Below are 14,113 nucleotides of genomic sequence, written 5' to 3'. Positions count from 1 at the left end.
TAAGAAATGAGTACTTCACGTCAATTAAAAAACAACCATTGGATACGGCGAGTCGACTGGACTTTAGTAGGCTTCCTCGTATTGTTAGCAATTATTAGTGTAACAATAATCAACTCAGCTATGGGTGGCGGTCAATATAGCGCCAACTTTGGCATTAGGCAAGTTCTGTATTATGTCCTTGGCGGATTCATAGCATTTTTAATCATGTTAGTTTCACCTAAGAAACTAATGAAATATACATATTTACTGTACTTTCTTTTTTGCGCAGCCTTATTTATATTAATCATTATTCCAGAAACACCGTTCACACCTGTTATAAATGGTGCAAAGAGTTGGTATAAACTAGGTCCAATCAGCGTACAGCCTTCAGAATTTATGAAAATAGTATTGATATTGGCGCTTGCTAAACTAATCTCAAAGCATAATCAATTTACTTTCAATAAATCATTGGAGACAGATTTTAAATTACTGCTGAAAATTTTTGGTATTTCCATTATTCCTATGGGCCTTATCCTACTGCAAAACGACTTGGGCACAACGCTTGTTATTTGCGCCATTATTGTTGGTGTAATTATAGTGAGTGGTATCACATGGAAAATAATTGCACCATTATTTATTACAGTATTTCTCTTAGCATCAAGTATCATCTTATCTATTATTTTCAAGCCATCACTTATAGAGAATAGTTTGGGTATTAAAACTTACCAACTCGGACGCATTAGTTCATGGTTAGATCCTTATACTTATAGTAGTGGCGACGGCTATCATTTAACAGAATCACTTAAAGCCATTGGATCTGGTCAACTATTTGGTAAGGGATTCAATCAAGGTGAAGTATATATCCCTGAAAATCATACTGATTTTATTTTCTCCGTTATTGGAGAAGAGTTTGGATTCATTGGCTCAGTTATTTTAATTCTAGTGTTTTTAGGACTAATGTTTCACCTAGTTAGACTTGCAACTAAAATTGAATCACCATTCAGCAAATTATTTATTATTGGTTACACAGCACTAATTCTATTCCACGTGTTACAAAATATAGGTATGACAATACAATTATTACCTATCACTGGTATTCCATTACCATTTATAAGCTATGGTGGTAGTTCCTTATGGAGTTTAATGTGTGGTATTGGTGTATTATTATCTATTTCTTATCATCAACCAAAACAGTACTCACCTGACGTTCAAAAACAAGCTCAAAAATAAAATCATTTTAATTTTTACTTCTAAAAAATAACTGTTACAATCATCTCAATGATCGTAACAGTTATTTTTTTACCAATTATTAAATAAAACAGGTTTCTGTATAACAAAAAAACGACTGGAGCACACTGCTCCAATCGCTTAGTTAGGTAACTTTACTATTTCAGTTCGTTAGCGGCTTTCACAGTTGTCGGCAAAGTCTGCATAACTTCTAATCTTGATTTGGTTTTCTTTATGTTTACCCCTAATGATGATAATAGTTTAACTACATTTTGAATCTTTTCGTTATCTTTACTCATATCATCACCCCTAAATTACTTGCTTCTACTATATCTTACCCTATTTAATTACTAAATACTACATTATATTCAAAATTTTTTTATTATAGTCAAATATTTAGTCAATTTTATTGTATAATTACATCGTAAAAATAATTTTCCTTTGTAAAATAAGTTTTCAAAAGTAACAAAAACCAGTTAAAGTGAAACTGTACTCTTTTTTAATATTTCAATTTAATATAAAATTTCATATCCTAAATCATAAACTTCTTTTTCTAAATTATTTAAACTTGCAGGGGTTTCAAAATCAATGAAAATTTTGCCATTATTGCTTTCTATTTCTATGTTGACTTGGTGTACACCGTGTAATTGCTTAAGCTGCTGTTCAATATGTTTTTGTTGTGTTTCATTTTCTATACCGGAAATATAAATAACTTTTGTTACCACTACGTTCGCCTTGCCTAATCCTTCATTAATTTTTGAAATGTAACCAATAGTTCTTCCATAGCTTCTTCTTGTTGACCCTGCTCTACTTTTTCCATAATACAACTTTTCATATGATGGTCTAATAATTTAGTAGCAACACCATTTAAAGCCGATCGAGTGGCTCTAATTTGTGTGAGCACGTCATCACAATAAACATCTTCATCTACCATGCGATTAATTGCTCTCACTTGGCCTTCTATACGATTTAATCTTGATTTTAAATTAGATTTAATTTGTTCTGAGTGATGCGCTTTTTGTATTTCCGCCATATATTACACGCCTCCTAATAATTTCAATTATATGATATACCCCTAGGCGGTATTAGTCAAATGATAAAACCTTATATTCATGTTACAATAATTAAGACTTTTATAGTACTTTAATTAACTGAAATGCATTTTGGAGGTTTAATATGATAGATATATTTTCTTTAACGTTTAACAACACAAACGTTATTCTTAACATCATTTTTCTTGGCGCATTTATATTAAACCTTATCTTTGCCTTCACAATTATTTTTATGGAACGACGTTCGGCTGGTGCCGTGTGGGCGTGGCTGTTAGTGTTAGTCTTCATACCTATATTAGGCTTTATCATCTATCTATTGTTTGGACGACAAATTCAGCGAGACCGTATTTTCACCTTAGATGAAGAAGATAAAATAGGTATTGAAATGATTGTTAATGAACAATTAGAAGCCTTAAAGAACGATGAATTTTCAAAAGGTAATCATCAAATTGTTAAATTTAAAGATATGGTTCAAATGTTGTTATACAATAATGCTGCCTTTTTAACAACAGATAATGATATTGATATCTTTACAGATGGTAGAGAAAAGTTTGATGCACTTATTAAAGATATAAACGAGGCAAAGGATTATATCCATATCCAATACTATATCTTTAGAAATGACGACTTAGGTAAACGTATTTTAATAGCGCTCGAGCAAAAACTTGAGCAAGGGTTAGAAGTGAAGATGCTTTATGATGACATGGGCTCACGTAGTTTATCACTTAAAGATTTTAAATCATTTCGAAACAAAGGTGGTAAAGTAGAAGCCTTTTTCCCTTCTAAATTGCCATTAATCAATTTAAGAGTGAACAATCGAAATCACCGGAAATTAGTGATTATCGATGGACATATTGGTTACATTGGTGGTTTTAATGTTGGTGATGAATATTTAGGATTAAAGAAAAAATTTGGTTACTGGAGAGATACACATTTACGAATTGTTGGCGATGCTGTCAATGCACTTCAATTACGTTTTATGCTTGATTGGAATGTTCAATCAACACGCGATAATTTGAAATACGCTGAACGTTATTTTCCTGATGTGGATTCTGGAGGTACGATTGGTGTCCAAATCGCATCTAGCGGGCCAGACGAAGAATGGGAGCAAATCAAATATGGTTATTTGAAAATGATTACTTCTGCTAAACAATCTATTCATATTCAATCTCCTTACTTTATTCCTGACCAATCATTCTTAGACGCGATAAAAATCGCAGCATTAGGTGGCGTCGATGTGAATATCATGATCCCTAATAAACCTGACCATCCATTTGTATATTGGGCTACCTATAATAACGTAGCATCACTGTTAGATGCAGGTGCCAATATTTTCCATTACGATAATGGATTTTTACATTCAAAAATACTGCTTATAGATGACGAAGTTGCGAGTGTGGGTACTACAAATATGGATCACCGAAGCTTTACTTTAAATTTTGAAATTAATGCTTTTATTTATGACACATTCATAACGAAAGAACTTAAAGCCACTTTTGAAAAAGATTTAGCCTTATCCTATCGACTAACAAAAGAGGAGTATGAGAAGCGAAGTTTGTGGATTAAATTTAAAGAAGGTATTGCAAGACTTATATCACCTATTTTGTAATAATTTAACTCTGTCCAAAGTAATCGATGAACATCAATATTACTTTGGACTTTCTTTATTATAAAGTAAATGATTATACTAAATCACTAGCTTATATAACTTTATTTCTATGAAAAGAGGCGTTTAGATGAATCCGCAAGAAATAGTCAATTCAGCGCATATATATATGGAGTCATTTCATAAAGAGGATGCAACTGGCCACGATGTCGCTCACGTATTGCGCGTCGTTAAAATGGCAAACTACATTGCGCAACAAGAGCAAGTTGGAAATTTATTAACCATTCAACTAGCTAGTTTATTACATGATACGGTTGACGCTAAACTTACCGACACTAGTCAAGCAAAACATAGATTAACACAATTTTTGACACAACTTCAGCTGCCAATACAACAGCAAGAAGCTATTCTACATATTATTGAACATATGAGTTATAAAAATGGAGAAAATAATGATATTTCATTATCAATAGAGGGCCAAATTGTACGTGATGCTGATCGCCTCGATGCTATCGGAGCAATTGGAATTGCTCGTACTTTCCAATATGCTGGTCATTTTGGAGAACCCATGTGGATTGAAGGAGCATACAACGATACTTTGTCTAACAAAGAAATCGATAATAAAAATTTTCCAGCATCAGCTATTAAACATTTTTATGAAAAACTGTTTAAACTTAAAGCTTTAATGCATACACCAACCGCTAAACGACTTGCACAACAGAGACACGAATATATGGAAGTATTTGTAACTCAATTTTTTAATGAATGGTATTTCAAATAATACAAAAAAGTCATCGTAGTTTAAAACTACGATGACTTTTCATTACAAATTTATTTAGAATTTAAATAATTTATTTTTTCTTATTTTTCTTAGAAACAACTTGTGTGTTTTTACCTTTGCTCGCTGTTTCAGCTTTGTTTTTCTCCATAGCTTCAATCATTGGTGCTACTTCTTTTTTAGCAAGTTTAGAATAATGCATATTCGCTACTTGTGTTTGTACAATCAAGAATGCCGCACTGACTGACCAGTATAGACCTAATGCTGATGCAGAACTTAATGAAATCCACACAATCATAATTGGCGAAATAATCATCATCATATAACCCATTTGACGCTGTTCGTTTGGCATACTCTTACTTGAAACATAAGCTTGTAAGAAGTATAAGACACCTGCTATAATCGTAATCCAAATATCTGGTTGAGCTAAGTTAAACCATAAGAAATCAGGGTGTTCAGTGAAACCACCACTTGAAGGATATTTCAATACGAAGAAAAGACCCATGATGATTGGCATTTGAAGCAAGATTGGTAAACAACCTAACATGCTCTTCATCGGATTCATATCATATTTCTTGTAAACTTCCATCATTTCTTGGTTAGCTGCCATTTTTTCTTCTTGCGTACGTGAACGCTTAACCTTTTCTTGAATTGCATCAATATCCGGTTTAGCAACTTTCATTTTTTCACGCATCATGTGACTGTTTTTATAATTCGATAACATGAATGGTAATAATATGATACGCATCGCCAATACAATGACAATAATTGCTAGTCCATAGTCGTTATTAAAACTAGTTCCTAACCAATGTATAAGACTGTCCATTGGATTTACGAACGTATTATAGAAAAACCCATCTCTATTTTCAGGTTTAGAATAGTCACAACCTGCTAAAAAGACCATTACACCTAATAATAAAGGGAGTAGCGCTTTCTTCTTCATTTTTCCACCTCTAATGATTTATTCACATAGAATTTATTTTATCATACTCATAGGGAAGTAGAAAACAAAAAAAGAAATTTTTATACATTATTCAACAGTTTTTAAAAATTGTCTTACTGATTCACTTATATTTTGACTTTTAGCAATAGCCGAAATAATTGATATACCATCTGCCCCAGCATGAATTATAGATGGTGTATTATCTAAATTGATGCCACCAATCGCAACAATCGGAAAATCATTAACGTAATGTCTTAATTGTGTAATCATTTCTGGACCAACTGGCAAACTTGCATCATCTTTAGATGTCGTAGCAAACATTGGACCAACACCCATATAATCGACATATTTCAAATCAGAATTTAAGTATTCATCTACATCACCTACACTCAGACCAATGATTTTATTTTCAAATTGTTGTGCAAATTCATTTACTTCTAAATCATTTTGCCCTACATGAATACCATCTGCATCAATATCTTTAGCTAAACTCACATCATCATTTACTATAAAAGGTACATCGTATTGATGGCACAACGAAAGTAATTGTTTTGCCATCCTCACTTTATCATCACCTACTAATGCAGTTTTTCCTTTCTCTCTATACTGAAATAGTGTTATACCTGCTTCTAAAGCTTCAGTTACAACATCAATAATCGATTCACCTTCTGCAACATCTTGCGTGCCACAAATAAAATAAAGTTTTAGCTTACTTTTATCAAACATTATTGCACCTCTTGACTGCGTATTAAATTCAAATAATCATCATATGTGACTTGATATAGGGCATTTATTAATTCAACCATAAATGTGCCAGGCCCTCGGTTAACCGAATTTTTTTCAGCTTGTTCAGCAGCAATATTATATATAGTAACTGCTTCTACCAATTGATTTAATTGTGGCTGCTGCTTGGATTCTAAAAAGCTCGCTATCACAGCGCCTAATAAACAACCTGCACCTGTGACTTTTGCAAGCATAGGCGAACCATTAGCAAGTTTTAGAATTTTATCTTCATGCATTACAATATCTTCTTTACCTGTGATAACTATCGCTGTCCCGAATTGTGTATGAGCTTTTTTAGCAATAGTCACAGCATCCAGATTTATATCACTATCTGTACCTTTCATTTGTGTATCATTATCAATTAGCGTTAAAATTTCTGAGGCGTTACCTTTGATAACTGCTACCTTAACCTCACTTAAAAATGTCTCACAGAAATCTTTGCGGTATTGTGATGCACCTACAGCAACAGGATCAAAGACGATTGGTGCTCCAATTTGATTAGCTACCTTCGCAATTTTTAAAATATATGACTCTTTATCTTTAGTCAGCGTGCCAATATTAATCAGTAAAGCATTCGCGTGAGTTAACATATCTGACGCTTCCTCTGGTGCTTCACTCATTGCTGGACTTGCTCCTAAACTTAATAAGCCATTTGCTGTAAAATTTTTAACAACATCGTTTGTATAACAAATAACTAACGGGTTACTATTTCTGAGTACTTCTAAATTATTCATCATCTAATCCTACCTCTTTCATATATGCAAAATGATTAACTGGTCCTCTACCTTGACCAATTTCAGGTGTGTGTTTAATGCTTAAAGAAATGAACTGTTTTGCTTTTTTCACTGCTTCATATATTGTTTTACCTTTTGCTAATTCTGCAGTAATCACTGCCGAAAAAGTACACCCTGTACCATGCGTATGTTTTGTATCAAATCGAGGTTCTTCAAAAGTATATACATTTTCATTAGTGAATAAATAATCTTTAGCGAAGTCTAAATCCTCTGAATGTCCACCTTTGATAACAACACCTTTACTGCCAATTTCATTAATGAAAATGTCGCCTGCTTTATAAATTGATGATTCGTCTTGTATCGTTAATCCTGTTATTTCCTCTGCTTCGGGCAAGTTTGGTGTTGCCACAGTAGCATAAGGCAATAGAATATTTTGCAAGTCAGCTTTAGCATCCTCATCCATCAACGAGTCACCACTTTTAGCTAACATTACAGGATCTATTACATAAGGAATCTCTGGATATTGCTTTAAATAATATTGTATTAATTCCATCATTTCTTTTGAAGCTATCATGCCTGTTTTCAGCGCATGAGGTAACTCATCATCAAAGATACTTTCTAATTGCTCGGATAACCAACTTGTTTCTATGTTATGAATATGTTGAACGCCTTTTGTGTTTTGCGCTACGATACTCGTTATCGCAGCCATACCGTATACGCCACAAGCATGAAATGATTTTAAATCTGCCATGACACCTGCGCCACCCGTTGGGTCAGTGCCTGCTATAGTTAAAGCAATTTTAGGTTTATTCATTATTAACCCCTCCATAAAGCCATTCTTCTTCAATGAATGACATATTAAAAAATTTGCGTTCATGAACTGTACTCTGTAAGAAACAATCTTTGATGTCAGCTTTCTCTTGTTTTGTGCAATTTTGTGTCAATTTATCCATTAAATTATCAAAAATATGCACAAGTTCATCCATTTCGGTACTATAAAATTCAAACCATTTTGCCAAAATAGAATCGGTATTTAAAGTATGGTCTTGTAACGCTTGTTGTGCAATAACTTGATATACGTATGGACAAGGCGCCATGGCAGCAATTGTGTATGCTGCATTTTCTTTAGCAAAAGCATTAAAATACATGTGTTTAATATAATGATCGCCGCTCGGTGGCCAAACTTTCTCTCGTACAATTTCATTGTAAGGTTCATTTACATATTCAGCTAATATTTCGTGTGCCGCCACTTCTCCATCAACAATAAATTGTATCTGTTCAACTAAAAATTTTACATCTTCCATTTGCTCCATTTTAGGTATGAGTAATGCGTAAATATTAGCAAACTCTTTTAAATAAGATGCATCTGCTCTTAAATAAAATTTAGTAGCATCCTTAGATAAATGACCTTGTAACATTTCTTGTATAAATGGGTCATTATAAATGTCATCAATAATTGGCTTGGCATCTATTTTTAATTCTTTTGAAAATAACACGTTAAGTCCTCCTAAATATAAAAAAACTACATTCCAAGTAAGAATGTAGTTAATTAATAGAAAGGCTAAGCAATTCAATTATAAATTAAACTACTTTCCTACGTTGGCATTAACCAAATCAGGTCGTAAGGGTCTGAACTAAATCATCTCAGCCATAAAGGCTCCCCTAGTAGATTTTCATATATTATTATTTCTTTAAACATAACAAATGTAGTGTGACATTGCAAAAGAACGTACTTCAATGAAGCGTCTATGTTGTAAATATTATAGCGATGACACAGTAACTACAAGCTGTAGTTGTATTAGTGGAAATCGTGGACAAAAAAATGCCAACAAAGTCGGTGACTTTATTGGCATACGTTTATAGTATTTATAGTTAATTACTGACTAAATTATGCAGTAACCCATTGTGAAGCGCCAACTTCATTATAAAGTTTAACTGCTGCAGCATCTTGTACTGATTCAGGTGCTTCTGTTGGAGATACACCTTGGTAAGCTGCTGGAGCTACTGAATCCCAAGTGCTTTGTAAGAATTGATATTTACCTGCTGCACCTGATGATGGGTTAACAGCTTTAAGATCGCCGCCTGATTCACGTTGAGCGATTGCTTGTAAATGAGAGTTAACATTTACTGATGAACCACTTGAAGCTTCACTTGAGCTTGATTCTTTTGAAGTAGATTCTTGTTGTGGTTGTTGAGTTGCTTCAGTTTTTGGTGCTTCTTGTTGAGCTGGTTCTGCAGCTTGTTCAGCTGGTGCTGATTGTTGTGCTGGCTCTGCTGCTTGTTCAGCTGGTGCTTCTTGTTGAGCAGGTGCTTCAGTTGAGCCTCCGCCAAAGCTCCAGCTAAAGTTTGTACCATCTGATTCAAAGCTATAGTCTGTACCATTATAATTGAAATCTATGTCATAAGCGCCTTCTTGTACAGGTGCTTCATTTAATTGTTCTGAGTTTGATTGAGCTAATTGAGCTAATTCTGCTTTGTCTACGCCTTGTTCTGAAGCGTCAGCTGAATTTGCTGCTCCTGTTACGCCTAATCCTAGTGCTAAAGTTGATGCGATTACTGTTTTTTTCATTGTTAAAAAGTCCTCCTATAAGGTGATTAATTTATTTTATGATTAATTTGCAACTACAACTATATCATTCAAAAGTTCTTTGTAGGTTACAGTGAAATAAAAAAACAAACCTTTTTTTTACAACCTAATTACATCACCAATACTCATTTTTATGTATATTTAAGCATATAAGTACTACCATGATAACCTTTTGTACTATAATTGACTTTATATCCTTGTAATATTTTCGTAATTAAACTGATTATTCTGTATTATGTAAATGCTATAAATCGCATTTTCAAGAAGTTTTGTGAATTGAATTTTACAGTACTTTTACGTTCACTTATTTTTTAGATGTATATATGGATAGATATAATATGTAAAGCTATTCCTCTAGATTGGGCATTATTAAGAGGAATAGCCTGAAAGAAGTATAATTGATAGTAGGATTTAATGTATATTAATTGGAATAGTTTAATGTGGGATAAGTTTTAAGTGGGAGTTTTATACAATTTCGTATATATCATTTTCTTGAATATTAATTTCGTTGAATGATTCATGATCTTGCTCTAATGGGAATGGTTCAAAAAGTTCATCCGTTTCATTTTTAGTTCGTGGAGACATGAATTTAATTGTTTCGATATAAAGTTCTGATACAAAATGCATCTGTCCTTCTTTTTCAAATTTACGTGATTGCATTTGTCCAGTAATACCTACAAGTGATCCTTGATTGATATACTTTTCAATATTGTCAGCAATTTTATCAAATGCTTTACAATACAAATAATCACAGACTGTATTTTGATCTTTATCTTTATAATTTCTATTTACTGCTACACAAAAGGTAGCTAACTTCTTCCCCTCCTTTTCATAAATTTTGGGATCTTTTGTTAATCGTCCTACAATGACGATGTTATTTATCATAGGTCACCTCCTTTGTGTTTTAATCATAATTAAATTTATAAATTGAGTCAAAACTCATATTTTCATAAACCAAAAAGTAAATTACTACTAATTTCTACAAATTTCACCTTTCTCTTTTGAAATTACGTTATAATGATTATATAAATGCAATTATAGTAGATTTTAAATTAATCAATTGGATGTGAAGACGATGAAAACATTTAAAGCCGTTCGATTTCAAATCGTATCAGAAAATGGCGGAGTTACTGAATATGAATTAGAAGATGGAGTCATTATAAATAAAGAAAATAGTGGTACTGGCTGGTTGCTTGAAATCGTCATTTCAGACTTCCATTATGAAACCATGAAACAATATATGAATAATGAAGATCTCTTAGATATTCGTGTTGTCATTACACGTCCAGCTAATGACCCTGCGCTATTTGACGCAACAATAAAAAATATTAGCCAATTAGATGACACTATTTCTGTAGTATTTGAATGTCACATCTATACTTTGAGACAAGTTTATGCAGAAAGCTTATTAGAACAGTTGATTGATGAAGGCTTAACTGGTGAAGAACTGAAAAAATCATTTAATCGTATGATGCAATCTAAACCAAGACTTAAAGATGAAAAATTCGAAAAGTAAAGTAAATATTAAACACAAAAATGCCTTAAGGATTTAGTGGAATTCACAAATCCTTAAGGCATTTTTATTTATTCTTTATCTTGTATTGCAAATGTTAATTCACAACTACATGCAAGTTGACCATCAACAGTTGCTTTCGCAGTCCCTTTTCCAATTGGTCCACGCATCTTCGTAATTTCAACTTCTAATTGTAAAGTATCACCTGGTGTGACTTGTTTCTTAAATCGACATTTATCGATTCCTGCAAATAATGCAAGTTTGCCTTTATTTGCATCACTATTTAAAATAGCTACCGCACCTGTTTGTGCTAAGGCTTCGGTAATTAATACGCCTGGCATAACTGCAAATTCAGGAAAATGCCCTTGGAAAAACGGCTCATTTCCAGAAACTTGTTTAATAGCTACACATCGTTCGCCTTCTTCGTATTCAATCACGCGATCAATTAATAAAAATGGTTGTCTGTGTGGAATAATATCTTTAATCTGATTATAATCGAAAATTGTCTCCATTATTTGCTTCCTCCAAATCTTCTTTCGTTGCGAGTTTTATATTAATACATTGAAGTATTATTTTTGTGTACGTTTGATATCGGCACCTAAAGATTTTAATTTACCATGTAAATCAACATAACCTCTATCTAAGTGTATTAACTCAGTAACTTGGGTTGTTCCATCAGCTACAAGTCCTGCTAAAATAAGGGCCGCTGCTGCACGTAAATCTGTTGCTTTTACTTGAGCACCTTGAAGTTCACTTTTACCTTCAATTTTTGCGCTTCTACCTTCAACTTGTATTTTAGCGTTCATGCGTTTGAATTCTCCAACATGCATAAATCTATTTTCAAAAACTGTTTCAGTCACTACTTTATGACCGTCTGCTGTAAGTAACAATGCCATCATTTGTGACTGCATATCAGTTGGAAAACCTGGGTGAGGTAGTGTTTTAATATCTACAGGATTTAATGGGCCTTCTGCTGTAACACGTATCGTGTCACCTTGATAATCTAAGTTTACGCCCATTTCTTCTAATTTATAAACTAAACTTGTCATGTGTTCTTTGATAGCTCCGTTTACAATTATATCACCACGTGTAATTGCTCCTGCAATAAGTAGCGTTCCTGCTTCAATTCTGTCAGGGATAATTGAATGTTCTACTCCATGTAATGCTTCAACCCCGTGAATAGTTATCGTATCTGTACCTGCGCCTACTACATTACCGCCCATTTCATTGATATAGTTTGCTAAATCAACAATCTCTGGTTCACGTGCTACGTTTTCTAACACTGTTTTACCTTCAGCTAATGATGCAGCCATAATGATATTCTGAGTCGCTCCTACACTTGGAAAATCTAAGTGAATTGATGTACCTTTCAATCCATTTTCAGTGCTGGCATAAATAAAACCACCATCCATATGGATATCAGCACCCAACTCTTCAAAGCCTTTGATATGTTGTTCGATAGGTCTTGAACCAATTGCACAACCACCTGGCAACGCAACTTTTGCATGACCTAGACGAGCTAATAATGGACCCATTACAAGTATACTTGCTCTCATTTTGCTCACATACTCATATGGTGCCTCTTCATTTAATTCCTTTGTGGCATCAACAGTGACAGATTCTTCTTCTTTATTGTATGAAACATCTGCATTTAATGTTGAAATTACATTATTAATCGTCTCCACATCACTAAGTGCTGGTACATTCATAAGTTTACTAACACCTTTTGATGCTAATAGTGAAGCAGTTAATACTGGTAATACAGCATTTTTTGCACCTGATACTTTCACTTCACCAGTTAATCTATTTCCACCATTAATCTCTATCATATCCATCTTAAATCCTCCACTTAACTACTTTTATATTTCATTAAAATTCATCTTTTTTATGTACTCTTAAATTATTATATCTGTAAACCAAACAAATATACAGATATTTGAATTATTGTGCTAAATATTTTATTTGAGTTGAAAATTGTAGTAAATCTACAATAAAATTACTTACTGCTGTACCTAATAATATTGCTAAAAATATCATACATATCTGAACTTGAACTGGATACCCTTTTTTAAAAAATTGATCTAACCTTATTGAGTTAAGTGCCCAATAAGCAACACTAATACAAAGCACATGTAAGATAAGATGTACAACTGAGAACTGTCCTAAATACTCCATAAGCCATGCTCCTCACTTCATACTATTCAACTATTTTACACGAAATTGGCTCTAAAAGATACTTAAGAACAACGGTAAATCCCCTAATATAACTAAATGTTATATTTTGCTATTCCCTAATAGCATAAAAGATATTCATATTAAATATAAAGATAAAAATATTTTATGTATATCTCGTAATAAAATATTCTATATAGGAATTAAAATCGTTTATTTATAGGACATCCTTCAATAAAATAATGAACTGCGAGGATATTAATGCGTTTTATAATCAAAAAAAAATGAAGTTCCTTCTATTAGGAACTTCAAATTTCAAATAATATTTATTGTAAGTTAGCGACACGAATACGGTTGTTAGCACGTTCTAACGCACGCTTAGCTCTACTAATATCACTATTATCTTCTTCATTATTTATATGAGATTCTGCTCTAGATTTAGCTAACTCTGCTCTAGCTACATCTATTTCGTTAGCAGGTTCTGCAGTTTGTACAATAACCGATAATTTATCTTGTCTAACCTCAACAAAACCTTCACTCACTGCAATATATTCTGAACCATTATCAAAGTTAATTTTGACATAGCCAATTTCAAGTGCTGCAACTGTTGGAATATGTCCATACATGACACCGATCTCACCTGCAGTAGTTTGGAACACTGCAAGATTAACATCTTCTCGGTTGTTAACAGAACCATTAGGAGTGACAATATTTAGGCTTAATGTGTTCATTATCCATA

At 33.0% G+C, this 14,113-nt stretch carries 18 protein-coding genes and 1 riboswitch; of the genes, 4 read left to right on the top strand and 14 right to left on the bottom strand.

The features are described 5' to 3' along the window. Window positions 1-6: 6 nt before the first annotated feature. Window positions 7-1,209: a rod shape-determining protein RodA gene (gene rodA, locus AOB58_RS13085; RefSeq protein WP_002507099.1), complete on the top strand. Its 1,203-nt coding sequence runs from the start codon at window positions 7-9 to the stop codon at window positions 1,207-1,209. A 155-nt stretch (window positions 1,210-1,364) separates the two neighbouring features. On the opposite strand, the gene AOB58_RS13485 is transcribed toward rodA, so the two are convergent. The 3 genes from AOB58_RS13485 to csoR form a co-directional block, all read right to left on the bottom strand. Further along, window positions 1,365-1,505 (bottom strand): Lmo0850 family protein, encoded by a 141-nt coding sequence (locus tag AOB58_RS13485; RefSeq protein ID WP_002507098.1) that lies wholly within the window; start codon window positions 1,503-1,505, stop codon window positions 1,365-1,367. A 213-nt stretch (window positions 1,506-1,718) separates the two neighbouring features. After that, entirely contained in the window at window positions 1,719-1,931 is a 213-nt protein-coding gene (gene csoZ / locus AOB58_RS13080; protein WP_031266142.1) for a putative copper chaperone CsoZ, read from the bottom strand. A 14-nt stretch (window positions 1,932-1,945) separates the two neighbouring features. After that, the gene (gene csoR, locus AOB58_RS13075; protein WP_002507096.1) at window positions 1,946-2,239 is read right to left on the bottom strand and encodes a copper-sensing transcriptional repressor CsoR; all 294 of its coding nucleotides are present in this window, start codon (window positions 2,237-2,239) and stop codon (window positions 1,946-1,948) included. Window positions 2,240-2,382: 143 nt separating this feature from the next. On the opposite strand from csoR, the gene cls reads away from it, so the two are divergent. Next, the gene (cls, locus tag AOB58_RS13070; RefSeq protein WP_021339943.1) at window positions 2,383-3,867 is read left to right on the top strand and encodes a cardiolipin synthase; all 1,485 of its coding nucleotides are present in this window, start codon (window positions 2,383-2,385) and stop codon (window positions 3,865-3,867) included. 127 nt (window positions 3,868-3,994) lie between these two features. Further along, window positions 3,995-4,645 carry an HD domain-containing protein gene (locus AOB58_RS13065; protein ID WP_064783566.1) on the top strand — a complete coding sequence of 217 codons (651 nt, stop codon included), beginning with the start codon at window positions 3,995-3,997 and terminating at the stop codon, window positions 4,643-4,645. Window positions 4,646-4,715: 70 nt separating this feature from the next. On the opposite strand, the gene yidC is transcribed toward AOB58_RS13065, so the two are convergent. From yidC to AOB58_RS13030, 7 genes are all read right to left on the bottom strand, one after another. Next, on the bottom strand, window positions 4,716-5,585 hold the full coding sequence (yidC, locus tag AOB58_RS13060) for a membrane protein insertase YidC (RefSeq protein ID WP_002507093.1): 870 nt from the start codon (window positions 5,583-5,585) through the stop codon (window positions 4,716-4,718). A gap of 87 nt (window positions 5,586-5,672) precedes the next feature. Continuing rightward, complete coding sequence (gene thiE, locus AOB58_RS13055) at window positions 5,673-6,311, bottom strand: thiamine phosphate synthase (protein WP_064783565.1); 639 nt, start codon at window positions 6,309-6,311, stop codon at window positions 5,673-5,675. After that, a complete protein-coding gene (gene thiM, locus AOB58_RS13050; RefSeq protein WP_064783598.1) occupies window positions 6,311-7,102 on the bottom strand; it encodes a hydroxyethylthiazole kinase in 792 nt (263 codons plus the stop codon). Before thiM ends, thiE begins: the two co-directional genes overlap by 1 nt. Continuing rightward, window positions 7,095-7,916, bottom strand: coding sequence for a bifunctional hydroxymethylpyrimidine kinase/phosphomethylpyrimidine kinase (gene thiD / locus AOB58_RS13045; RefSeq protein ID WP_021339939.1), 822 nt, complete (start codon window positions 7,914-7,916; stop codon window positions 7,095-7,097). The genes thiM and thiD overlap by 8 nt, the downstream gene beginning before the upstream one ends. Next, entirely contained in the window at window positions 7,909-8,598 is a 690-nt protein-coding gene (gene tenA / locus AOB58_RS13040; protein WP_064783564.1) for a thiaminase II, read from the bottom strand. Before tenA ends, thiD begins: the two co-directional genes overlap by 8 nt. 78 nt (window positions 8,599-8,676) lie before the next feature. Then, a riboswitch (TPP riboswitch) is annotated at window positions 8,677-8,776 on the bottom strand. A 214-nt stretch (window positions 8,777-8,990) separates the two neighbouring features. Beyond that, complete coding sequence (locus tag AOB58_RS13035; protein ID WP_002507088.1) at window positions 8,991-9,671, bottom strand: transglycosylase family protein; 681 nt, start codon at window positions 9,669-9,671, stop codon at window positions 8,991-8,993. A 483-nt stretch (window positions 9,672-10,154) separates the two neighbouring features. Next, a complete protein-coding gene (locus AOB58_RS13030; RefSeq protein ID WP_064783563.1) occupies window positions 10,155-10,574 on the bottom strand; it encodes a single-stranded DNA-binding protein in 420 nt (139 codons plus the stop codon). Between the two features lie 190 nt (window positions 10,575-10,764). Here AOB58_RS13030 and AOB58_RS13025 point away from each other — a divergent pair, with 190 nt between their 5' ends. Further along, window positions 10,765-11,205 carry a YwpF-like family protein gene (locus tag AOB58_RS13025; protein WP_002507086.1) on the top strand — a complete coding sequence of 147 codons (441 nt, stop codon included), beginning with the start codon at window positions 10,765-10,767 and terminating at the stop codon, window positions 11,203-11,205. A gap of 68 nt (window positions 11,206-11,273) precedes the next feature. On the opposite strand, the gene fabZ is transcribed toward AOB58_RS13025, so the two are convergent. The 4 genes from fabZ to AOB58_RS13005 form a co-directional block, all read right to left on the bottom strand. Beyond that, window positions 11,274-11,714, bottom strand: a complete 441-nt coding sequence (fabZ, locus tag AOB58_RS13020; protein ID WP_064783562.1) for a 3-hydroxyacyl-ACP dehydratase FabZ — start codon at window positions 11,712-11,714, stop codon at window positions 11,274-11,276. Window positions 11,715-11,771: 57 nt separating this feature from the next. Further along, window positions 11,772-13,037 carry a UDP-N-acetylglucosamine 1-carboxyvinyltransferase gene (gene murA / locus AOB58_RS13015; RefSeq protein ID WP_021339774.1) on the bottom strand — a complete coding sequence of 422 codons (1,266 nt, stop codon included), beginning with the start codon at window positions 13,035-13,037 and terminating at the stop codon, window positions 11,772-11,774. A 106-nt stretch (window positions 13,038-13,143) separates the two neighbouring features. After that, window positions 13,144-13,377, bottom strand: a complete 234-nt coding sequence (locus AOB58_RS13010) for a DUF1146 family protein (protein ID WP_064783561.1) — start codon at window positions 13,375-13,377, stop codon at window positions 13,144-13,146. A 323-nt stretch (window positions 13,378-13,700) separates the two neighbouring features. Beyond that, window positions 13,701-14,105: a F0F1 ATP synthase subunit epsilon gene (locus AOB58_RS13005; protein ID WP_002507082.1), complete on the bottom strand. Its 405-nt coding sequence runs from the start codon at window positions 14,103-14,105 to the stop codon at window positions 13,701-13,703. Window positions 14,106-14,113 lie beyond the last annotated feature (8 nt).

Origin of the sequence: Staphylococcus sp. AntiMn-1 (assembly GCF_001663395.1) — a bacterium.
GTDB classification, from domain to species: domain Bacteria; phylum Bacillota; class Bacilli; order Staphylococcales; family Staphylococcaceae; genus Staphylococcus; species Staphylococcus equorum.
The sequence above is the reverse complement of the archived record's forward strand: the minus strand, read 5'-3'. Positions and strand labels throughout refer to the sequence as shown.